Origin of the sequence: Micromonospora coriariae (genome assembly GCF_900091455.1) — a bacterium.
Taxonomy (GTDB): Bacteria; Actinomycetota; Actinomycetes; order Mycobacteriales; family Micromonosporaceae; genus Micromonospora; species Micromonospora coriariae.
In genome coordinates this window covers 3,746,608-3,767,477 of sequence record NZ_LT607412.1, presented here as the reverse complement: position 1 = coordinate 3,767,477, position 20,870 = coordinate 3,746,608, and the positions used below count along the sequence as shown (strand labels likewise).

18 protein-coding genes are annotated in these 20,870 nt (G+C 74.4%); 7 read left to right on the top strand and 11 right to left on the bottom strand.

Features of this window, described 5'->3' with window-relative positions; all coding sequences use genetic code 11:
* Window positions 1-102 precede the first annotated feature (102 nt).
* The 3 genes from GA0070607_RS17685 to GA0070607_RS17675 all read right to left on the bottom strand — a co-directional run bounded on the left by GA0070607_RS17685 (window position 103) and on the right by GA0070607_RS17675 (window position 2,744).
* Window positions 103-1,524, bottom strand: a complete 1,422-nt coding sequence (locus GA0070607_RS17685; protein WP_089019193.1) for a carbohydrate-binding protein — start codon at window positions 1,522-1,524, stop codon at window positions 103-105.
* A 71-nt stretch (window positions 1,525-1,595) separates the two neighbouring features.
* Window positions 1,596-2,351, bottom strand: a complete 756-nt coding sequence (locus GA0070607_RS17680) for a YidC/Oxa1 family membrane protein insertase (protein WP_089019192.1) — start codon at window positions 2,349-2,351, stop codon at window positions 1,596-1,598.
* 99 nt (window positions 2,352-2,450) lie between these two features.
* Window positions 2,451-2,744, bottom strand: coding sequence for a DUF6412 domain-containing protein (locus GA0070607_RS17675; RefSeq protein ID WP_231929969.1), 294 nt, complete (start codon window positions 2,742-2,744; stop codon window positions 2,451-2,453).
* 206 nt (window positions 2,745-2,950) lie between these two features.
* Between GA0070607_RS17675 and GA0070607_RS17670 the strand changes: the two genes are divergently transcribed.
* The 3 genes from GA0070607_RS17670 (at window position 2,951) to GA0070607_RS17660 (ending at window position 6,543) form a co-directional block, all read left to right on the top strand.
* The gene (locus GA0070607_RS17670) at window positions 2,951-4,087 is read left to right on the top strand and encodes a carboxylate-amine ligase (RefSeq protein ID WP_172899054.1); all 1,137 of its coding nucleotides are present in this window, start codon (window positions 2,951-2,953) and stop codon (window positions 4,085-4,087) included.
* Window positions 4,088-4,110: 23 nt separating this feature from the next.
* Window positions 4,111-5,490 carry an FAD-dependent oxidoreductase gene (locus tag GA0070607_RS17665; protein WP_089019190.1) on the top strand — a complete coding sequence of 460 codons (1,380 nt, stop codon included), beginning with the start codon at window positions 4,111-4,113 and terminating at the stop codon, window positions 5,488-5,490.
* Between the two features lie 72 nt (window positions 5,491-5,562).
* Window positions 5,563-6,543: a LacI family DNA-binding transcriptional regulator gene (locus GA0070607_RS17660; protein ID WP_089021906.1), complete on the top strand. Its 981-nt coding sequence runs from the start codon at window positions 5,563-5,565 to the stop codon at window positions 6,541-6,543.
* Window positions 6,544-6,633: 90 nt separating this feature from the next.
* Here GA0070607_RS17660 and GA0070607_RS17655 read toward each other — a convergent pair whose 3' ends face one another.
* Both GA0070607_RS17655 and GA0070607_RS17650 read right to left on the bottom strand, forming a co-directional pair.
* Entirely contained in the window at window positions 6,634-7,581 is a 948-nt protein-coding gene (locus GA0070607_RS17655) for a carbohydrate kinase family protein (protein WP_089019189.1), read from the bottom strand.
* Complete coding sequence (locus GA0070607_RS17650; protein WP_089019188.1) at window positions 7,578-8,843, bottom strand: AGE family epimerase/isomerase; 1,266 nt, start codon at window positions 8,841-8,843, stop codon at window positions 7,578-7,580. The genes GA0070607_RS17655 and GA0070607_RS17650 overlap by 4 nt, the downstream gene beginning before the upstream one ends.
* 200 nt (window positions 8,844-9,043) lie before the next feature.
* Between GA0070607_RS17650 and GA0070607_RS17645 the strand changes: the two genes are divergently transcribed.
* Window positions 9,044-9,928: an aminoglycoside phosphotransferase family protein gene (locus GA0070607_RS17645; protein ID WP_231929968.1), complete on the top strand. Its 885-nt coding sequence runs from the start codon at window positions 9,044-9,046 to the stop codon at window positions 9,926-9,928.
* A 28-nt stretch (window positions 9,929-9,956) separates the two neighbouring features.
* Here the strand turns inward: GA0070607_RS17645 and GA0070607_RS17640 are convergent, their stop codons facing one another.
* Window positions 9,957-10,766, bottom strand: a complete 810-nt coding sequence (locus tag GA0070607_RS17640; protein WP_089019186.1) for an Fpg/Nei family DNA glycosylase — start codon at window positions 10,764-10,766, stop codon at window positions 9,957-9,959.
* A gap of 132 nt (window positions 10,767-10,898) precedes the next feature.
* Here GA0070607_RS17640 and GA0070607_RS17635 point away from each other — a divergent pair, with 132 nt between their 5' ends.
* The 3 genes from GA0070607_RS17635 (at window position 10,899) to rocD (ending at window position 14,026) form a co-directional block, all read left to right on the top strand.
* Window positions 10,899-11,645: a DMT family transporter gene (locus tag GA0070607_RS17635; protein ID WP_231931236.1), complete on the top strand. Its 747-nt coding sequence runs from the start codon at window positions 10,899-10,901 to the stop codon at window positions 11,643-11,645.
* A gap of 351 nt (window positions 11,646-11,996) precedes the next feature.
* Window positions 11,997-12,812, top strand: coding sequence for a dimethylargininase (gene ddaH, locus GA0070607_RS17630; RefSeq protein ID WP_172899199.1), 816 nt, complete (start codon window positions 11,997-11,999; stop codon window positions 12,810-12,812).
* Window positions 12,812-14,026 (top strand): ornithine--oxo-acid transaminase, encoded by a 1,215-nt coding sequence (gene rocD, locus GA0070607_RS17625; RefSeq protein WP_172899198.1) that lies wholly within the window; start codon window positions 12,812-12,814, stop codon window positions 14,024-14,026. Before ddaH ends, rocD begins: the two co-directional genes overlap by 1 nt.
* 168 nt (window positions 14,027-14,194) lie before the next feature.
* Here the strand turns inward: rocD and GA0070607_RS17620 are convergent, their stop codons facing one another.
* The 5 genes from GA0070607_RS17620 to cutA form a co-directional block, all read right to left on the bottom strand.
* The gene (locus tag GA0070607_RS17620; RefSeq protein ID WP_089019183.1) at window positions 14,195-15,349 is read right to left on the bottom strand and encodes an FHA domain-containing protein; all 1,155 of its coding nucleotides are present in this window, start codon (window positions 15,347-15,349) and stop codon (window positions 14,195-14,197) included.
* On the bottom strand, window positions 15,346-15,639 hold the full coding sequence (locus GA0070607_RS17615; protein ID WP_089019182.1) for a 4a-hydroxytetrahydrobiopterin dehydratase: 294 nt from the start codon (window positions 15,637-15,639) through the stop codon (window positions 15,346-15,348). Before GA0070607_RS17615 ends, GA0070607_RS17620 begins: the two co-directional genes overlap by 4 nt.
* Window positions 15,640-15,755: 116 nt before the next feature.
* Complete coding sequence (locus GA0070607_RS17610; RefSeq protein ID WP_089019181.1) at window positions 15,756-16,808, bottom strand: fatty acid desaturase family protein; 1,053 nt, start codon at window positions 16,806-16,808, stop codon at window positions 15,756-15,758.
* Window positions 16,809-16,942: 134 nt separating this feature from the next.
* On the bottom strand, window positions 16,943-20,494 hold the full coding sequence (locus tag GA0070607_RS17605) for an SCO7613 C-terminal domain-containing membrane protein (RefSeq protein ID WP_089019180.1): 3,552 nt from the start codon (window positions 20,492-20,494) through the stop codon (window positions 16,943-16,945).
* A 48-nt stretch (window positions 20,495-20,542) separates the two neighbouring features.
* Window positions 20,543-20,863, bottom strand: coding sequence for a divalent-cation tolerance protein CutA (cutA, locus tag GA0070607_RS17600; protein ID WP_089019179.1), 321 nt, complete (start codon window positions 20,861-20,863; stop codon window positions 20,543-20,545).
* Between the last annotated feature and the right edge of the window lie 7 nt (window positions 20,864-20,870).

Below are 20,870 nucleotides of genomic sequence, written 5' to 3'. Positions count from 1 at the left end.
TGTGCTTATTATTAAGATAGTTAACTGTTTATGTCCAGGGGTCGACGCAGATAAATGGGTCGCCCGCCGCGACCATGCGGCGGGCGACCCGGACGGTCCGCCTCAGCGGCGGAAGGTGAACCAGTTGACGTTGACGAAGTCGTTGGGCTGCCCGCTGGTGAAGGTGAGGTAGACGGTGTGCCGGCCGGTCACCCCGCTGACGTTGCCGGGCACCGAGCGCCAGCTCTGCCAGCCGCCGGTGTTGCCGATCGCGAAGCTGCCGATCGGCGCGGCGGTCTGGCTGTCCAACCGCACCTCGACCAGCCCACTCGCGCCGCTACCCGCACCGGAGGCCACCCGGGCGACGAAGTCCCGGGGTCCGGCGGAGCCGAACTCGACGTTGTCGTAGCGCGCCCAGTCGCCGTTGCGCAGCGCGGCGATGTTCTGGCCGCCCTCCGCGCACGCCTCCACGAGCACCCCGTTCTGCCCGTTGAACGCCTCGGCCTGGATCTGCCCGTACGCGTCCCTCGTGCCGCCGGGCGGCGGGCTGGTGGGCGGCGGGGTGGTGGGCGGCGGGGTGGTTCCGCCGCCGCGGCGGTACACCGCCACGTAGTCGACAAGCATCGGCCGGCCGGGAACGGTCGCCGCGGTCGGCGTGCCGCCGCCCGCCACGCCGTTCGGGAACGCCCCGCCCATCGCCACGTTGAGCAGCAGGAAGTAGCCGGCGTGCGAGGTCATCTGCGACCAGGCGGGCTCGCCGACCCGACTCTGCGTAACTGTGTGGTACAGCTGCCCGTCGACGTACCAGCGCAGTTGCTGCGGGCTGATGGAGGCGTCCCACTCGAACCGGTAGGTGTGGAACGCGGACTGGCAACTGGCGCCCGGGCAGGCCCGGGACGCGCCGATGCCGTTGAACTCGTCGCACGGCCCGCCCGGGGCGACGCCGCAGTGCAGCACTCCCCAGACCGAGTTGATGCCGTTGACGTTCTCCATCACGTCGAACTCGCCGATGCCCGGCCAGTTCTGGTAGTTGCCCCGGTAGGGCGCGCCGAGCGCCCAGAACGCCGGCCAGTAGCCGGCCGCCGCGGCGCCGGTGACGTTCGGCATCTGGATCCGGCCCTCGATGGCCAGCACACCGCCGGCCGGGGCTTTGAAGTCGCTCCGTACGGTCTCGATCCGGGCGGAGGTCCAGCCGCCCCCGCCGTCGCGCAACGGCGTGATCCGCAGGTTGCCACCGCCGTCGTGGCTGACGTTGGCGGTGCTGGCGGTGTAGTTCTGGATTTCTCCGGTGCCCCAGTTGGCCGGGCCGCCGGGATAGTTGTGGCCGGTGTCGATGATCCAGTTGGCCGCCGACGGCAGGGTGCCGGCGGCGCCGGTGAAGTCGTCGCTCCAGACGGTGCTCCAGCCGGCCGGGGGTGGCGGTACTGCGGCCTGCGCGGTGACGGTGACGCCGGCCAGGGCGGTGGTGGTGGCGACGAGCAGGACGGACGCCAGCACGCGGCGTCGGACGGGCGGGGCGGCGGTGGCCGCCGGTGGAGGTGACATGGACGTGCCTCTCTGCGGGGACGGGTCGAGAGAGCGCTCTCTCAGAGTTGTACGTCCCCTCGGAACAGTTGTCAACGTCGATCTGTGTCGGCGCTCGCCGGAGCCGCCTGCGGCCGTCGGAGCACCACCTGCTCCAGGGCCGACCAGGCGGTCGTGGTCACCAGGTAGATGACCGCCGCGAGCGGCAGCACCAACGCCACCAGCACAGTCGTGAACGGCAGCAGGGGCAGCAGCCAGCCGAGCGTCGCCGCACCCGGCCCCTCGGCGGGCGTACCGGCCACCGTGCCGACCGCCGCCGACGCCCGGCGGGCCCGCCGCGACGACCACCAGGCCAACACCAGCAGCGCGGCCAGCAGCAGGGCGAAGAGTGGACCGGCGGCCCCGGCCAGCCCGTCGCCGAGGTGCTGGCCCAACGGCACCCCGGCCAACCGCTCCTGGAGCAGCCCGGTGCCGCCCTCACCTGTGGTGAACAGCCGGTACAGAACGAGCAGGAACGGCGCCTGGAGCAGCAACGGCAGGCAGCCGGCGATCGGGTTGGCGCCGGCCGAGCGGTACAGCGCGAACAGCTCGCTCTGGAGCTTCGTCGGGTCGTCGGCGTACCGCCGCTGGAGGTCACGCACCTGCGGGGCGAGCGCCGCGCGGCGCCGCTCCCCGCGGACCTGGGCGACGGTGAGCGGCGAGATCAGCAGCCGCACGGCGATGGTGAGCAGCACGATGGCGGCGGCGGTCGCCATGCCGCCGGCCAGCGGTTCGAGCAGATCGGTGAGCCAGGACAGCGCGGTGCCGGCGGCGCCGACCACGCCGTGCAGTGGTGCGAAGGCGAGCATGGGATACCCCTCGGTCCGATTCCGGTGGGTCCTCCCCCGGCGGCGTCCGCCCGACGGGAGAACCGATGGCGGCGGGATCGGCCGCGCGGCGGCGTGGCGCTACGCGACCGAGGGGTGCCCGGGCGCGCGGGGGCGGGGCCGGCCGGCGGCGTCCGGGTCGACCTGCCGGGGCACCCGGCGACCACGGGAGCGGGCTCGCAGACCGGTCCAGCGCCGGGCGACGCCCGGCACGCCCGAGCGGCCCGGCACCCGCGCCGCGAGCAGTACGGCCAGCAGCACCAGCGCGGTCAACGCGGCGCCGGCGAGCAGGTCAGCCGGGCGCACCGCGAGCAGGGTGAGCTGCGCGAGCACGGAGACCCACGCAACCCCGAAAAGCCCCAGCGGCACCGGCACGGGTCCAGCCTAGGACCCGGAGTCACGCCAACCGATCGAATCACCGCCAGCCGGGTCGGGCCGACACGCGGAGCGCGACGCGCGGTGCCGCCCGACACGCGGTGTCGACGCGCTGTCGCCACGTTTCCCGTCATCGCCACGGTGGGTAACCAAGCGGCCGACCGACGCGGACGGACCGCGATCGGCAGGAACGGACGGTGGTGTCGATGACCGGCCAGGTGGCGGAGGCGCCCAGCGGGACGACCGCGGGGACCGAATTGCGCACCGTGGGTGTCGAGGAGGAGTTCCTGCTCGTCGACCCGCACACCGGGGCCGCGGTACCCGCCGTCGACCTGGTCCTCGAGCAGGTGCCGGCGGAGCTGCGCGGGCAGGTGGAGCGGGAGTTCCAGACCAGCCAGATCGAGATCGGCAGCCCGCCCGGCCTCGAACTCTCCTCGATCCGGCACTCCCTCGCCGTGCTGCGCCGTGCGCTCGCCGACGCCGCCGAGCGGGCCGGCGTACGGCTGCTGGCCATCGGCACCGGGCCGGTGGACGGCCCGGTGCCGCCGGTGGTGGACAAGCCCCGCTTCGACCGGATGATCGAACGGTTCCGGCTGCTCGTCCCCGGCCCCGGCAACAACGGCATGCACGTGCACGTGGGCGTGCCCGACCCGGAGACCGGCGTGCAGGTGCTCAACCACGTCCGGCCCTGGCTGCCGATGCTGCACGCAGTGACGACCAACTCTCCGTTCGCCCGCGGTGAGGACACCGGCTACGCCAGCTGGCGGTCGGTGGAGTGGGAACGGTGGCCGTCGGTGGCGCCGACACCCTGGCTGGAGTCGCACGAACACTACGAGCGGCTGATCCGCCAGCTGATCGCCAGCGGGGTGATGCTCGACGAGGGGATGCTCTACTGGTACGCCCGGCTGTCGGCGAAGTACCCGACCGTGGAGCTGCGGATCGGCGACGTCTGCCCGTCGGTCGACGACGCGGTGCTGGTCGCCGCGCTGGTCCGGGCCCTGGTGGCCACCGCCATGGCGGACGTCGAAGCCGGCCGGCCGGCGTTGCGGACCGACCACCACCTGCTGGTCGGCGCGCACTGGCGGGCCGCCCACGACGGCCTGGAAGGTGACGGCGTCGACGTCACCACCGGCGAGCTGCGCCCGGCCTGGGAGCTGCTGGACCGGTTCGTGGAACGCATGCGACCGGCGCTGGAGCAGCACGGTGACTGGGCCGAGGTGACCGACCTGCTGAGCGGGCTGCGCCGGCACGGCAGCGGCGCGGCGCGGCAGCGGGCGGTGTTCGCCCGCACCGGGCGCCTCATCGACGTCGTGCAGGACGTGGCGCGGCAGACCCGCGGCTGAGCAGCGCGTGACAGGATGGTCCCGTGGCGCAACGGCTGATCGTCATCGGCGGGGACGCCGCCGGCATGTCGGCGGCGTCCCAGGCCCGACGCCGCCGTGGCCGTGACGATCTGGAGATCGTGGTCTTCGAACGCGGCCACTTCACCTCCTACTCGGCGTGCGGCATCCCGTACTGGATCAGCGGCCTGGTGTCCGACCCCGAGCAGTTGATCGCCCGGTCCCCGGAGACGTTCCGCACCGAGTACGCCATCGACGTGCGGACCCGCCACGAGGTGACGGCAATCGACCTGGAGCGCCGCGAGGTGATCGCCCGGGACCTGGAGCAGGGCGGCGAGGTCCGCGAGCGCTTCGACGAGCTGATGTACGCGGCCGGCGCGGTACCGGTGAAGCCGTCGTGGGCGGACACCGACGCGGGCGGCGTGTTCGGCATACAGACCCTCGACGACGGGGCGGCACTGCGCGACTGGCTGGACGGCGAGCCGCAGCCGCGCCGGGCGGTGGTCGTCGGCGGCGGGTACATCGGCGTCGAGATGGCCGAGGCCCTGATCCAGCGCGGCCTCTCCGTCACCCTGGTCGAGGCGGGCGCCCAGCCCATGGCGACCGTGGACGGTGACATGGCCGAGCTGGTCGCCGAGGCGATGCGCGGCCTGGGCGTCACGATCCGCACCGACCTGCGGGTGACCGGCCTGGAACAGCGGAACGGCCGGGTATCCGCGGTGGTCACCGCCGAGGGGCCGATCCCGACCGACGTCGTGGTCCTGGGTCTGGGCGTACGCCCGAACGCCGCGCTCGCCGAGGCGGCCGGGATACCGCTCGGGCCGACCGGCGCCGTCCGGGTGGACCGCCGGATGCGGGTGCCCGGTCTGCCCGGTGTCTGGGCGGCGGGCGACTGCGTGGAGACACTGCACCGGGTCAGCGGGATGCCGGTGCACATACCGCTGGGCACGCACGCCAACAAGCAGGGCCGGGTTGCCGGGATCAACATCGGCGGCGGGTATGCCACCTTCATGGGCGTGATCGGCACGGCCGTCACGAAGGTCTGCGACCTGGAGGTGGGCCGGACCGGCCTGCGCGAGCGGGACGCCACCGCGGCCGGCTTCGACTTCATCTCCGTGATCGCGGAGTCGACCAACCGGGCCGGCTACTACCCCGGTGCCCGGCGGATGACAGTCAAACTGATCGCCGAGCGACCGAGCGGGCGACTGCTCGGCGCGCAGATCGTCGGCTGGTCCGAGGCGGCCAAACGGATCGACACGCTGGCCGTGGCCCTGTGGAACGGCATGACGGTGGACGATATGACAGCGCTCGACCTGGGCTACGCTCCGCCGTACGCGCCGGCGTGGGACCCGGTGCTGATCGCCGCCCGAAAAGCCGTCGACGTGCTCGCCGCCGTCGACCGCTGACCCGCGCCGCCCGTGGAGGACCACCCCGTGACGCAGACCCCGACCCGGCCGACCACGCGCCGACGCCCGACCATGGTCGACGTGGCCCGGCACGCCGGGGTCAGCCTGAAAACCGTCTCCCGGGTGGTCAACGACGAGCCGGTGGGGCAGGAGCTGGTCGGCCGGGTGCTGGCCGCCATCGCCGAGCTGGGTTTCCGGCGCAACGACATCGCCCGCAACCTGCGTTCCCGGCAGCTCAACGCCACCGTCGGGCTGCTCATCGAGGAGATCGCCAACCCGTTCTACGCCACCATCGCCAGCGTCGCCGCCGAGATCGCCGCCGCGCACGGGACAATGCTGATCACCGCCTCCTCCGAGGAGGACCCGGAGCGGGAACGCGCCCTGCTCCAGGATTTCACCCAGCGCAGGGTCGACGGGCTGCTGGTGGTGCCGGCCGGCCCGGACCACTCGTTCCTGCGCCGCGAGGTCGAGCTGGGCATGCCTGTGGTCTTCCTGGACCGGCCGCCGCAGGGGCTGCTCGCGGACGCCGTACTGCTGGACAACCAGGGTGGCAGCCGCGCCGGGGTGAGAGCACTGCTCGACGAGGGGCACCGCCGGGTGGGTGTCCTGCTCGGTGCGCCGACCGTGCCCACCATTCGTGAGCGGCTGGCCGGCGCCCGGGCGGCGCTGGACGACGCCGGTATCGAGCCCGACGAGTCGCTGGTCCGCGACCGGCTCATCGCACCGGAGGAGGCCGGTCGGGCGGTCGCTGAGCTGCTCGACCTCGCGGACCCGCCCACCGCGTTCTTCTGCGGCAACAACCGGCTCACCGTCGGCGCCCTGCAGGAGCTGCACAGGCGGGGCAGCGACGCCGCGTTGGTGGGCTTCGACGACTTCGAGTTGGCCCACCTGATGCCCCGGCCGCTCACCGTCGTCGGCTACGACACCCGGGAGCTGGCCCGGATCGCCAGCGAGCGGCTGTTCCGGAGGATCGCCGGTGACGACTCCCCACCGTCGACCACCGTGCTCCCCACCCGCCTCCTACACCGCGGCCTGACCCCGCCGGCCGCCTGAGCGGCGTCGATCATGGAGTTGTGGCGTTTGGCGTATGCCGCGAAGTGCTGTCGAACGCCCACCACAACTCCGTGATCGACCCGCTTGCGGTCACGCCTCGAGCAGGGCCGCGACCTCCGCCCGGCGGGGCGGGTCGGCTCCGCGGCGGGCGCAGGTCAGCGCGGCCACCAGGGCGGCCTGCCGGGACACCATGGCCCACTGTGCCGGGGTCAGCGCGGCGAGCCGGTCGGCCGGTCGGTCACCGAGGGCGTCGAGATCGGCCAGCGCGGCCAGCAGGCCGCCGGTGAACGCGTCGCCGGCGCCGACGGTGTCGACCACGGTCGTGGGCACCGCCGGCTCCTCGTGCAGCGAGCCGTCCGGGGCGAGCAGCCAGGCGCCGTCGGCACCCCGGGTCACCACCGCGCAGCACACCCCGGCCTCGCGCCACTCGGCCAGCACATCGGACACCGTCCGATCCGGGTAGAGCCAGGCCAGGTCCTCGTCGCTGGCCTTGACCAGGTGCGCGAGGCGCACCTGGCGCCGCACCCGCGCCTGCTCCGCCGCCCGGTCGGTGACGATGCTCGGGCGCAGGTTGAGGTCGATCGAGACGGTGAGCCCGTCCCGGCGGCGTTCGCGGGCCAGCAGGTCCTCCAGGACCTGCGCGCCCGGCGCCAGCGCCAGCGCGAGTGACCCGGTGTGCAGGGCCGTCGCCGGCGACCCGGCCAGCTGGGGCAACTCCTGCGGCGTCCACTGCCAGTCCGCCGTGCCGGCCAGCCGGAACTCGTAGCTGGCCTGCCCGGTGGCGTTCAGGGTGGCCACCGCCACCGAGGTCGGCTGCTCGGCGCGGACCGCCCAGTCCAGGTCCACCTGATTGGCGCTCAGGTGCTCGGCCAGCTGCCGGCCGTACTCGTCGCTGCCGAGCCGGGCCAGCAGCCGCACCGGCTGCTCGAGCCGGGCCAGCGTGACCGCCACGTTCGCCGGCGAGCCGCCGGGCACCGCCCGCTGCCCCTCGGCGGTGACCACCAGGTCGATCAGCGCCTCACCCGCCACCACGATCACGCCGGCACCTCGCCCGGGGCGAGCGGGCCGGGGCCGCCGAGCGCGTCGGCCGAGCGGGACAGCAGCACGGCCTGGTACGCGTGGTAGACGTCCGGCCGGCCGTGCCAGACCGTGCCGGCGGGCTGGTTCCGCGGGTCCAACTCGTGCCGCCACCCGGCGTCGTCGATCAGGTGGTGGCGCGCGTACGCCCAGAACACCCGGTACCAGTCGGCGTAGACCGCGTCCCCGGTGCGCCGGTGCAGGGTGATCGCCGCCCCGATCGCCTCGGCCAGCACCCAGTGCATCCGGGAGCGGACGACGGGCCGGTCGTCCCAGTCGATGGTGTAGACGAAGCCGTCGGCGCCATCCACCGCCCAGCCCCGGCGTACGGCGGCGGCGAACAGGGCGCGGGCGTCGGCGAGCAGCCAGCGCGGCGGCTGCGGCAGGACGGCCTCCAACTCCAGCAGCAGCCGGGCCCATTCCAGCCAGTGCCCGATGGTCGAGCCGTACGGCCGGAAGGGGTCGGCGGGCCGGTCCCGGTTGTAGTCGGGGAGCGGAGTCCAGTCGGCGGTGAAGTGCTCGGGCAGCCGCCAGTCGTGCCGGGCGCCCTCGCCGTGCACCAGGTGGGTGCCGATCCGCAGCGCCCGGTCGGTCCAGCTCGCGTCGCCGGTGGCGGCCGCGGCGGCGAGGAACGCCTCGACCATGTGCATGCTGCTGTTCGCGCCCCGGTAGTCCTCGGTGACCGTCCAGTCCCGGTTCCAGGATTCGCGGACCGCGCCGACCTCGGCGTCCCAGAACCGGTCCCGCACCACGGCCAGGGCGTCGTCGAGGAGCCGGTCCGCGCCGGGCCGCCCGGCGCGCGCCGCGCCGGACGCGGCGAGCAGCACGAACGCGTGGTCGTACCCGGCCTTGCGCTCGTTGGTCGGCGTGCCCTGCTGGTCGACGGCGGCGAACCAGCCGCCGTACCGGTCGTCGCGCAGCAGCGTGCTGAGCGCGGCGACGCCGTGGTCGACCAGGGCGGCCGCCTCCGGATCGCCGTTGCGGTAGGCGAGAGCGGACACGTGGGTCATCCGGCAGGTGATCCAGGTGTGCAGCGGCTCGCTGCGGTCCGGGGTGCGGTCGTCGGTCAGCCACCAGAAGCCGCCCTCGGGCCGGACCGCCCGCCGCGCCGTGTCGAGCAGCGTGTGGGTCTGGTCGGCGAGGAACAGATCAAGGTCGGGCAGGTCGGGTGATCCTGCCGGAGCAGGGATCGATTCGGCTGCGGATCGGGGCACGTCGGTCATCTCAGCTGGTCACCGTCGAGTAGGGAAGGGACATATGGCCAGAGTCGGCGGGCGAGACGAATCATGGGTACCGTTTCCCCCATTTGCCCGTTGACATCGTTGTCTCACCTCCACCCTGCTCCGGCGGCCGGTCGGCTGTCAATTCTGCTTCGTCACACCGCCAACCGCGCGCCCGGCCCCGGACAGCGAGGTGCCGGCGGGTGATCCAGGATGACCGGATGGAACTGCCCGAGGGGCTCGCCTGGCTACGCCGGTCGCCGGATGGCCGGGCCTGGCTGGCCACGCTCCCCACCTGGCTGGCCGAGTGCGCCGAGCGGTGGTCGCTGAGGCTCGGGCAGCCCTTCGGGTACGCCTTCGCCTCCCTGGCGCTTCCGGCCGAACTGCCCGACGGTACGGCGGTGGTCCTCAAGCTCCAGTACCCCGACCGGGAGAGCCGGCACGAGGCCGACGCCCTGGCCCGGTGGGACGGCGACGGGGCGATCCGGCTGCTCGGGCACGATCCGCGGCGCCGGGCACTGCTGCTGGAGCGCTGTCGACCCGGCAGTCCGCTGCACGAGCTGCCCCCCGACCGGGCGCTTGACGTGCTGACCGGGCTGCTCCCCCGGCTCTGGCGCCCGGCCGGCACCCCGTTCACCCCGGTCGCCGAGGAGGCCGCCGGCTGGATCGACCGGATGCCCCGCAACTGGGAACGGGCCGGCCGGCCGTACGAGCGCCGGCTGCTCGACGCGGCGGTCGCCCTGCTCACCGAACTGGCGTCGAGCCAGGGCGAGCAGGTGCTTGTCAATCAGGACCTGCACGCCGGCAACGTGCTCTCCGCCGAACGGGAACCATGGCTGGTGATCGACCCGAAGCCGCTCACCGGCGAGCGGGAATTCTCGGTGGCGCCGATGGTGCGCGGCCGCGAGCTGGGCCACTCGCCGGCCGCCGTCCGGCACCGGCTGGACCGGCTCAGCGCGGAGCTGAGGCTGGACCGGGAACGGGTCCGGGGCTGGACGATCGGTCAGACGCTGGCCTGGAGTCTCGACGGCGACGCGGTCATCGGGCACCACCTCGAGGTGGTCCGCTGGCTGCTCGACGAGCGGTGACCGACCGCCGCCGCGGCCACCGGGCCGGTCAGGCGGCCTGGCAGGTACGGCACCAGTAGAGGTTGCGGCCGGCCAGCTCACCGCGACTGACCTCGCCGCCGCAGACGTGGCAGGGCGCGCCGGGGCGGCGGTAGACGTACACCTCACCGCCGTGCCGGTCCACCCGGGGCGGACGGCCCATCGCCTCCGGCAGGTGCGCGTCGCGCACGGTGTCGATCCGGCCGTGCTCGACCGCGAGCCGCATCAGCCCGACCAGATCGGCCCAGAGCGTGTCCCAACCGGCGCGGGTCAGCTGCCGGCCGGGCAGCGTCGGCGGCAACCCGGCCCGGAACAGCGCCTCGGTCACGAAGATCAGCCCGGTGCCGGCCACCACCGACTGGTCCAGCAGCAGGGCGGCCAGCGGCGTCGGGCTGCGGGAGATCCGGGCGTACGCCCGCTCCGGGTCGGCGTCGGGGCGCAGTGGGTCCGGCCCGAGCCGGGCACGCAGCGCGGACACCTCCGGCGGGGTGAGCAGCTCGCAGGCGGTCGGGCCACGCAGATCGAGCCAGTGCCGGTCGCTGGCCAGCCGCAGCCGTACCTGACCAACCGGCTCGGGCGGTTCCCCCGGCCCGTCGGTGAACTTCCCGTACAGCCCGAGGTGCACGTGCAGCGTCAGCTCGCCGGCGTAGTGGTGCAGCAGGTGCTTGCCGTACGCCTCGGTGTCCTCCAGGACGGTGCCGGAGAGCCGGGCGGCGCCGTCGGCGAAGCGGCCCTGCGGGCTGGCGGCGTGCAGCTTGTCCCCGGCGAACAGCTCGGCGTGCCGGGCCGCCAGGCGGTGGATCGTGTGTCCCTCTGGCACGGCTGCCAAGGATAGCCAACCGGGCCGTACCCGGAACTGGTGTCAGGAAACGCCCACCTGGGTACTTCGGGGCGGTACCGCGTGGGTGCCACCCGTTCCGTCGGCCACCACGCATTCATCAGGAGGTGTGTTGTGGTCAGGATTCCTTCGCTGTCCCGCCGGTCCGAGCCGGCACCGACGCGGGACGAGAACCTCGACGGCCGCATCGACGGCCGAGACACCCCGGTCACCGACCGGGACGCCGATCAGACGACGTACCGCAGTGCCGCCGCGCCCGCCGAGCAGGCCGGCGAGGCCGCCGAGCAGGCCGGCGAGGCCGAGCGGCGGGCGAGCGAGCGGGCGGCCGTGGCCCGCGCCGCCACCGCCCGTCCGGCAGAGACCGAGCCCCGAACCGGCACCGCCCCGGTGTCAGCCCCCGAGCGCACCGCCGACCGGGACGCCGAGCCCGACCGTACGACCCGTCGGTCCGACACGACGGACCGGGTCTCGACCGACCGGGCGGTCGAGCCGACCCCCGACCGGACCGCGCCGGAGGCGCCCGTGACGCGCGGCCCGAAGCCGCGGGCCAGCCTGCTCGCCACCCTCGGCCTGATCGTGGCGGTCGTCGGCGCGCTCTTCGTGCTGACCGGCACCCTGGCCGGGTACGGCATCGGGCTCGGCGCCCTCGGCGCGGTGCTTGCGGTGCTCGGCCTGATCGCCACCCGCCGCCGGCACATCGCCGGCAAGACCGACGCGCTGTTCGGCGTGCTGATCGGGCTGGCCGCGGTGGTGCTCGGCGTGCTGGCGATGACCGGTCAGTTCGACTGGCCGACCACCGACGGCGACTGGGTGCAGCGGTTCCGGGAGTGGCTCGACTCACAGTTTGTCGATCGTTTCTAGCGGGCACTGTCCCGCTCGCCGGTGGTGCACCGGCCAAAACCGGCGGTTCGCCGGCAGCCCGAACTTCCCGGTGGTTCACCGGCCGGGCGACACCCTTTCAGGGGCGGCGGTTCGCCGCCCCTGAAGTGCATCCGGGGTCCGGTTCGCCGGGCCCCGGGGCGTTTCCAGGGTCCATCCAGCCATCCACGCAACGAATCGCAGCGGCAGACCGGCCACACGCAACGAATGTTCGGCCCGCGCAAGCCTCGGTGGTGGATCCTGCCGCTGGCGCCGCATACCGTTGAGCAACGGCGCCAGCCCGTGGGCCACGGTGGCCGGGCGCGCCCGACCCCTGGGAGCACCACAATGACGATGGACGCCACCAGCCAGCGCCTGTTGATGTGCCGGCCGACGTACTTCGCCGTCGACTACGCGATCAACCCCTGGATGGACCCGAGCGCGCCGGTCGACGCCGCCCTGGCCGTCCGGCAGTGGGAGCAGCTGCGCCAGACGTATCTTGACCTGGGCCACACCGTCGAGGAGATCACTCCGGTGCCCGGCCTCCCCGACATGGTCTTCGCCGCCAACGGCGGCACCGTGATCGACGGCAAGGCGATGGCCGTGCAGTTCCGCGACCCGCAGCGCGCCGACGAGGCGCCGGCCTACCGGGCCTGGTTCGAGGCCGCCGGTTTCGAGATGTACGACCCGAAGCACGTCAACGAGGGCGAGGGCGACGTCCTGCTTGCCGGTGACCACCTGCTGGCCGGCACCGGTTTCCGCACCGCACACGCCTCGCACGCCCAGTTGCAGGAGGTCTTCGGCTACCCGGTGATCACCATGCAGCTGGTCGATCCGCGCTTCTACCACCTGGACACCGCGCTGACCGTGCTCGACGAGCGGACCGTGGCATACCTGCCCGAGGCGTTCTCCCCCGGCAGCCAGGCCGTGCTGCGCCGGCTCTTCCCCGACGCCGTGCACGCCACCATGGCCGACGCCGAGGTGCTGGGGCTGAACGCGGTAAGCGACGGGCGGCACGTGGTGCTGCCCGCGCAGGCCACCGACCTGGCCGCCAAGCTGCGCGACCGAGGCTACGAGACCATCGGTGTCGACCTGTCCGAGCTGCGTAAGGCCGGCGGCGGACCGAAGTGTTGCACGCTGCGACTCCGTCAGGGAAAGGCAAGCAAGTGATCGTGGATGACATCCTGCGGACGCCGGGAGCGGTCCGAGACGCCGAGCGCTGGACAGCGCACAACTACCACCCGCTGCCGGTGGTGATCTCGTCGGCCGAGGGCGCCTGGCTCACCGACGTGGACGGCCGGCGCTACCTGGACTGCCTGGCCGGCTACTCCGCGCTCAACTTCGGCCACCGCCACCCGCAGCTGATCGCCGCCGCGCACGCGCAACTGGACCGGCTGACGCTGACCAGCCGGGCCTTCATCCACGACCAGTTCGCCGACTTCTGCCGGGAGCTGGCCGAGCTGTGCGGCAAGGACCTGGTGCTGCCGATGAACACCGGCGCCGAGGCGGTGGAGACCGGGATCAAGGTGGCCCGCAAGTGGGGCTACCAGGTCAAGGGCGTGCCCGCCGGCCAGGCCAACATCGTGGTCGCCGAGGGCAACTTCCACGGCCGGACGACCACCATCGTGAGCTTCTCGACCGACGAGGACGCCCGCGCCGACTTCGGGCCGTACACCCCGGGCTTCACAGTGGTCCCGTACGGCGACCTGGACGCGCTGGCCGCCGCGATCGACGAGAACACCGTGGCCGTGCTGCTGGAGCCGATCCAGGGCGAGCAGGGCGTGGTGGTGCCGCCGGACGGCTACCTACCGGGCGTACGCCAGGTGTGCACCGATCGCAACGTGCTCTTCATCGCCGACGAGATCCAGTCCGGTCTGGGGCGTACCGGTGCGACCTTCGCCTGTGACCACGAGGGCGTAGTGCCGGACATGTACCTGCTGGGCAAGGCGCTCGGCGGCGGCATCGTGCCGGTCTCCGCGGTGGCCGCGAACGCCGACGTGCTCGGCGTGCTCAAGCCCGGCCAGCACGGCTCCACCTTCGGTGGCAACCCGCTGGCCTGCGCGGTCGCGATCGAAGTGGTCCGGCTGCTGGCCACCGGCGAGTTCCAGCGCCGCTCGGCCGAGCTGGGCGAGCGGCTGCGCGCCGGCCTGGAGGGTCTGATCGGCAAGGGCCTGGTCGGGGTACGCGTCCGCGGTCTCTGGGCCGGTCTGGACATCGACCCGGCGCTGATGAGCGGACGGGAGGCGTGTGAGCGGCTCGCCGAGCGGGGCGTGCTCGCCAAGGACACGCACGGCTCCACCATCCGACTCGCCCCGCCACTGGTGATCACCGAAGAGGAGATCGACCTAGCGGTAGCCCAACTCGCAGCAGTCCTCACCGCCTAACCCCCCTCCCCCCGCCCCCTCCCCCCCGTCCCCCCGCCCCCACCCCCGTTGATCTAGGGCATATCGTCGCGGTTGTAGATCAATCAGCGACGACATGCCCTAGATCGACGAGGCGGGGGCGCGGGCGCGGGGCGGGCGCGGGCGCGGGCGCCGGCAGGGGGCGCGGGGTTAGGCGCGGGGTAGGCGCATGGCCATCGTCGGGGCTTCGGCCATCACCGAGGTGGGGGTAAAGGGGGCGCCGGTCGGCAACTCCTCCGCGCGGCCGATCTGCACCCCGGGGTAGAGCTCCACCATGTCGTTCTCGCCCAACACCCGGGACTGCTGCGGCGCCAGGGGGATCCGGTCCGACTCGGACATCGAACCGGCCGGTCGGATGCCGGAGCCGTTGGTGCTCACGTCGGTCACGATGACCTCGCCGACCCGCAGCTCGAAGTGGACGTGACCCCGGCTGATCCACCGCCGGGCCTCGTCGTTGAGCCACTGCCCGAGCATGATCCCGCCGTCCTGCTCGGGTGCACGGCCGGCCACGACCGGCTGGTCCTCGGTCAGCACGAAGCGCCGCCGGACCAGGCCGCCGACCCGCACCGCGAGCACCTCGCTGCGTGGCCGGGGACCGCCGTCACCGAGCCGTACGCCGTGCCGGGGGCAGGTCGGTACGCCGCCGCGCAGCGCGGGCGGCGGCTGCCCGGCCGGGCTGCGGTCCGCCCCTCCGGCCAGGTCGGCGAAGGCGCCGCCCCCACCACCGCTGCCGAACAGGGCACAGCCCGACTCCGGGCAGCGCCACTGGCGGGCCAGCAGCTTGGCTCCGGTCGGCGAGCGCTTGCCCGCGACCGGCGCGTGCCCGCCACCGACGTGCGCGATGAACGCTGGCCCGCCGGCGCCGGGCACCGGGGCGAGCACCCGACCGGGCTGCTCGACCAACCACGGGAACCGCCCACGCAGCCCGTCGAAGCGGACCCGGCTGAGCACCGGCAGCCCGAGCAGGTCGGCGACCTCCAGCATCCGGTCGCCCGGGTTGTCGAGCACCTCGACGAGCCCGTCGTCGGCCCAGCGCCGGACCACCATCCGCTCGTTGGAGGTGAGGTCGGCGTCGGAGAGCAGGGCCCGGTGCACCACCGCGTAGACCTGGACGCTGTCCTCCTCCAGCTCACGGGAGAGCGCGTCGATGACCATGCCGAGCCGCAGCAGGCTGGCCGGCCGGCCGCCGTCGAGGTCCTGGTAGCGGATCACCTCCGCCAGGTCGAGCACAGCCCGGGCCAACGACGGGTCCGTGCAGACCCGGCCCTCGATGGCGTCCAGCACCTTGCTGATCTCGAATCTCATGCCGCACTCCGGAGGATGTCGTCGATCCGCCCGGCCAGCTCGATGTCACGGTGGGTGACCCCACCGGCCGAGTGCGTGACGCAGCGGAAGGTCAGGGTCCGCCATCGGATGTCGATGTCGGGATGGTGGTCGAGCGCCTCGGCCACCGTCGCCACCCGGTCCACCACGGCGATGGCCGCCGGGAAGCTGGGCAGCTCCACCGTGCGGGTGATCCCGGTGCCGTCACCGGACCAGCCCGTCAGCCCGCCCAGGTTCTCTCGCACCGCTTCCGCGGTGAGCAGGTCTGCCATGCGCCGACCCTACCGGGGCCGGCGAGCGGCATCGACCAGCGGTGGCGGGGTGTCGGACGGCCCGGCACGACGAAGGGGGCGGTGCCCTACGGCACCGCCCCCGCCAGGTACGTCGCTCAGCCGCGCAGCGGCTGGCCCACCTCGTGCAGGTGGCCGAGCGCCTGCCGGTACGACTCGACCAGCCCGGTCTCGGCGTACGAGATGCCCTGCTCGGCGCAGTAGGCGCGAACGATCGGCTGGGCTCGGCGCAGGTTGGCCCGGGGCATGTTCGGGAACAGGTGGTGCTCGATCTGGTAGTTGAGCCCACCGAGCGCGGTGTCCACGAACCGGCTGCCCCGAACGTTGCGGGAGGTCAGCACCTGCTTGCGCAGGAAGTCCAGCTCGTCCTCGGCGGTCGGCATCGGCATGCCCTTGTGGTTCGGCGCGAACGCGCAGCCCATGTAGAGGCCCCACAGCGCCTGGTGCACGGCGGCGAAGAGCAACGCCTTGCCCGGAGACATGACCGCCAGCAGCAGCGCCACGTAACCGGCGGTGTGCACGAGGAGCAGGCCGGCCTCGACCGCCCGGTGCCGCATCGGGGTGGCGTACCGGCCGTCCGGTCCCCGGCCGACGATCGCCCGGATGCTCGCCACGTGCAGGCTCAGCCCTTCGAGCAGCAGCATCGGGAAGAAGAAGTACGCCTGCCGCTTGGCCATCCAGCGGCCGAACCCGCGGGTCTCGAGCGCCTGCTCCGGCGTCCACACCAGGGCTCCCGCGCCGACGTCCGGGTCCTCGTCCTCATGGTTCGGGTTGGCGTGGTGCCGGTTGTGCTTGTCGACCCACCAGCCGTAGCTGATCCCCACCGCCATGTTGCCGGCGAACAGCCCCACCAGCTCGCTGGGACCGCGTCGACGGAACATCTGGCGGTGCCCGGCGTCGTGGCCGAGGAACGCGACCTGGGTCGTGGCGACCGCCATCACGGCCGCGAGCGGCAGCTGCCACCAGGAGTCGCCGACGAGGAACACGGCGACCCAGCCGGCCACGAAGGCGCCGAGGGTGAGCAGGATGCGGGCGACGTACCAGCCGGGGCGCCGCTCGAGCAGACCCGCCTGGCTGATCCGTCGGGACAACTGTGCGTAGTCACTGCCTCGCCGTCGTACCGGCGGTTCCGCCACCGCTCCGAGCGCCATTGCTGCTCCCGTTCCCGCTCACGCCCGTACCGGGGTGGCCCGGGCTCACTGTCAAGTCTCCCGGTATGGGTTGCTTTGAGTAACCCTGGCAACCCCCGAATGGGGGGTAGGGCGAGCCCTACCCCCCGGTCCACTCAGCCGAGCCGGGCCACCGCGTCGCGCAGCCGGGCCAGGTCGCGCCGCCGCCGCTCGTAGCTCGCGGCGAGCCCGATCAACGCCAGCCCGCCGACACCCAGGTAGATCCACCGGGGCAGCAGATCCCAGCCACGGGCCAGCTCGTGCAGCGCCAGCACCGCCAGCACCGCGCCGCCGAGCAGCACCGGGGCCTGCCAGCGGCGGGTGGCGCCGGCCAGCACCGCGCCCAGCGCTGCCGCGCCGAGCAGCAGCCGCCGCCACGGCTGCGGGTCCGGCCCGGCCAGCACCGACACCAGGCTCGGCAGCAGCGCCGCGACCAGCCCCGGCCCGAGCGCCGGCCAGCTGGTCAGATTGGACCGGGTGCGCATCGCCAGCAGGCCCGCGCCGAGGGCGAGCCCCGCGGCCGGCAGGGTGTACGCCTCCAGCACGGTCACCCCGCCGGCGGCCAGCAGCACCCATGCCGCGAACAACTCGCTGCCGCCGGCGATGGCGGCGAACGCCCACCGCCGGGCGACGGGCTCGCCCCGGCGCAGCAGCCGCAGCGCGACGGCGACACCCCAGAGCACGCAGATGGTGGCGACGTGCCGCGCCACCTCGACGGCGAGTAGCACCGCCACCAGCGCCACGGCCTGCGCGGCGGCATCCAGCACCCGCTCGGCCCGGGCCCGCGCCGACGAACCTCCACTGGCCGCCTCCGGCGGGCTCGTCGCGGCGGCGGTCGCCAGGACCAGCGCGGCCACCGCCAGCAGCGGGTACGCCGCCGCCCGGAGCGGCAGCCCTGCCGCGAGCGGGGCGGTCACCGCCAGCGCCGACGCGGCCCCCACCGCGGCGAGGCAACCAGTGAGGCGCACCTCGACGTTCCGCGCTCCGACGGCGACGACCACCGCCGCCGCCAGCAGCACACCCTCGGCGGCGAGGGTGCCGGCGCGGGTGACCAGCAGCCCCACCACGCCGGAGGCGGCCAGCACCACCCCCGCCGGCACGGCGATCGGCACGAGCGCCGGGCGGGGCACGGCCAGCGCGGCGAGCAGCAGCGCGGCCACCCCGGCGAGCAGGACGGCGGCCGGCAGCAGCGGCCAGGGCGCGCCGACCGCGACGAGCAGCACCGGCAGCGCGGCCGCGCCGAACGGCAGCGCGCGCAGCAGCGGCGGGTGGACCGCCCGAACCGTCAGCACGGCGGCCGCCGCCAACACGACCAGCGCCAGCGCGGCCGGGAGCGCCGTCGGGTCGGCGACGACCGTGGGGACTCCGGACCAGACCGGACCCCGGCTGCCGTACGGCGCGGCGAGCGCGGTCAGCAGCGCCGGCAGCGCGGCCAGCACCGCGACCGCCACCAGCACGACGCCGGCCACCCCCAGCAGGCTCGACGGGCCGGTCACCGGCGACGCCGCCGGGCTGGCCGGCTCGACCGGCTCACCGTCGCCGGCTACCGGCGCCCCCGCGGTGACCTGTTCCCGCGACCCGTCCGGTTGATCGCCGGTCGCCGGGCGGTCCCAGCGGGCGACGAGCGCGACGCACAGCGCCGCCAGCGCGGCGTAGGGCGCGAGCGGCTCGTTGCCCGCCACGACCAGCGGCGCCAGCCCGGGGACGCTCACCGCGACCACGGCTCCGCTCACCGCGTACCCGGTCAGCTCCACCCGGTGCCGACGCGTCGCGAGCACCGCGACCAGCGCAAGCCCGGCGGCGACCAGCGCGACCCGGGCCTGCCACCAGGGCGGCGCGCCCGCGGCGAACGCCGCCACCGCGGCGACCCCGGGCAGCGCGACCTGCCCGACCAGCAGACCGGTGCCGGCCACCCGCCGGTACGGCCCGGCGGCCCGTCGCACGGCCAGCGCCAGACCGAGCACGGTGATCGTCCCGAGCGCCACCAGGGCACCGGCGGGAGCGGCCAGGGCCACCAGCAGGCCGTGCCCGAGCAGGACGACGCCGCCGAGCGCGCCGGTGCGCAGCGTGGTCGGCCGGTGCGCCGGTCGGGCCAGCACGGCGAGCAGCAGCACGGCCCCACCGACCAGGTCCACTGCCACCACGGCCGGCCAGGCGACCGCCCAGCCGACCGGCAGGGCGAGCAGCACCACCGCCGCGCCGGCCATGGCGAGCGGCACCCGCGCGACCCGGGGCAGCAGGAGGACCGTCGCGCCGAGCGCCAGCGCCAGCGCGGGCGCCACCTGCCAGCCCCAGTCGAGCTCCGGCCCCGTCCCGGCACCGTGCCACGGCGGCAGCGATCGGCCGGCGGCGGCGACCGCCAGACCACCGGTGATCAGCACCGCGATCTGCGCCGTGCCCGCCGCGACCAGCAGCGCCCCGGCACGCGGGCCGGTCCGCCAGCCGACCGGCGGCAGCCGTACCGCGCCGGCCAGCCCGAGGGCCACCGTGGCCGCCGCGAGCAGCAGCAACGACGGCCGCAGCTCGGCCACCGGGCGCAACAGCGCGGCGGCGAGCACCGGCACCAGCAGCCCGGCGGCCACCGTCCGCAGCACCCGTCCCCCGACCAGCCCGGCCGCGCCGAGCCCGGTCAGCGCGACCAGCACCAGCGGCACCCCGGCCAGCAGCGGCGCATCCGCCGCCCGGCCGAGCAGCAGCGGCACCAGGGCACACCCAGCGGCACCGACCAACGCGGCGACGTGCCCGACCCCGGACAGCACCCGACCGGCCAACCGCGCCCGCCCTTCCCCGTCTCGTAGCCGGGCCAGCACAGCCAGGTCCAGCAGCGCCACCCCGAGCAGGACCAGCGCCCAGCCGGCCGGGCCCGGCCGCGCCTCCACGGCGAGCAGCGGCAGCACCGGTTGGGCGGCCAGCAGCGCGGCGAACCAGGGGCCCGTCAACCGACTCCACCGGGCGTACGCCGCGGCGACCGCCGCGCTGGCCCCCCCGACCAGCGCGGCGTACCTGCTGCCCGGCCAGCCGGCCACCCCCGCCAGGTCCACCGACCAGGCCGCGTAACCGTCCAGCACCATCAGCAGCAACCCCACCGCGGCGAACGTCTCCGCCGTGCCGCGCAGCCCCCGGCGCACCGCCAGCAACGGGGCGGCCAGGGCGAGCGCGGTGACCGCCGCCAGGATCAGCGCCCGGCCACCGACCCCCACCGCCGCCCAGGCCACCGCGGTGAAGACCACCGCCGCCGTGCCCAGCAGGAGTCCACCGAGGACGAAGAGCAGGCCCTGGACCGTCCGGGTCGACGTCTCCGCCGCGCCCGGCGCCGGGGCCCCCGTAGCGGCCGGGGCCGCCACCCCCGGCCCGTTGAGCAGCCCCGAGCCGCTGGGGCTCCGCGCCGCCGTGAAGGACGCCGGTCGCGCCGTGACGGACGCGGCCACTCCGGCACGAACGATCGCGGACAACTCGTCCCGGCGCCGGGAACTGGCCGCCAGCAGCCCGGCCAGCTCGGCGTACGTCCGTCGGGCCCGCTCCACCTCGGGCCCGAGCCGCGCGACCTCCCGGCCCAGCCGGACCACCTCGGCGGCGATCGGGTCAGGCGGGCGGCGACAGCCGCCGCAGCCGGAGCTCAGGTCTGCCGGGGCGCCGCAGGCCGGGCAGGGATAGCCGGTGTCATCCACGCGGTCATTCTCGAAGCCGCACCGCGACGGGGCCCAGAGTGCGCGTACTCAGGGGCGGGTGTGCTCGTGCACCCAGGTGGCGTAGCCGGGGTCGCCACTCTCCACCCTGGACACCAGGATCTCCGGGACCTCGTACGGGTGGCTGGCCCGGATCTGGTCCACGAGCGCGGAGAGGCGGTCGGGTGCGGTCTTGAACTGGACCGACCACTCGGTGCTGGTCTCCACCCCGGACCGCCACCAGTAGGTGCTGTCCACCTGGCCGCCGACCTGAGCGCAGGCGGCGAGCCGTCCGGCGACGGCCGCGGCCGCCAGCACGTCGGCGACCGATCGTGCATCCACCACCGTCGTCACCACGCAGATCTGGTCCACGATCGCA

Excerpts from the sequence above, each read along its gene's own strand:
- GA0070607_RS17685 (WP_089019193.1), bottom strand. The coding sequence starts at position 1,524 with ATGTCACCTCCACCGGCGGCCACCGCCGCCCCGCCCGTCCGACGCCGC.
- GA0070607_RS17680 (WP_089019192.1), bottom strand. The coding sequence starts at position 2,351 with ATGCTCGCCTTCGCACCACTGCACGGCGTGGTCGGCGCCGCCGGCACC.
- GA0070607_RS17670 (WP_172899054.1), top strand. The coding sequence starts at position 2,951 with ATGACCGGCCAGGTGGCGGAGGCGCCCAGCGGGACGACCGCGGGGACC.
- GA0070607_RS17660 (WP_089021906.1), top strand. The coding sequence starts at position 5,563 with ATGGTCGACGTGGCCCGGCACGCCGGGGTCAGCCTGAAAACCGTCTCC.
- GA0070607_RS17650 (WP_089019188.1), bottom strand. The coding sequence starts at position 8,843 with ATGACCGACGTGCCCCGATCCGCAGCCGAATCGATCCCTGCTCCGGCA.
- ddaH (WP_172899199.1), top strand. The coding sequence starts at position 11,997 with ATGGACGCCACCAGCCAGCGCCTGTTGATGTGCCGGCCGACGTACTTC.
- GA0070607_RS17620 (WP_089019183.1), bottom strand. The coding sequence starts at position 15,349 with ATGAGATTCGAGATCAGCAAGGTGCTGGACGCCATCGAGGGCCGGGTC.
- GA0070607_RS17615 (WP_089019182.1), bottom strand. The coding sequence starts at position 15,639 with ATGGCAGACCTGCTCACCGCGGAAGCGGTGCGAGAGAACCTGGGCGGG.
- GA0070607_RS17610 (WP_089019181.1), bottom strand. The coding sequence starts at position 16,808 with ATGGCGCTCGGAGCGGTGGCGGAACCGCCGGTACGACGGCGAGGCAGT.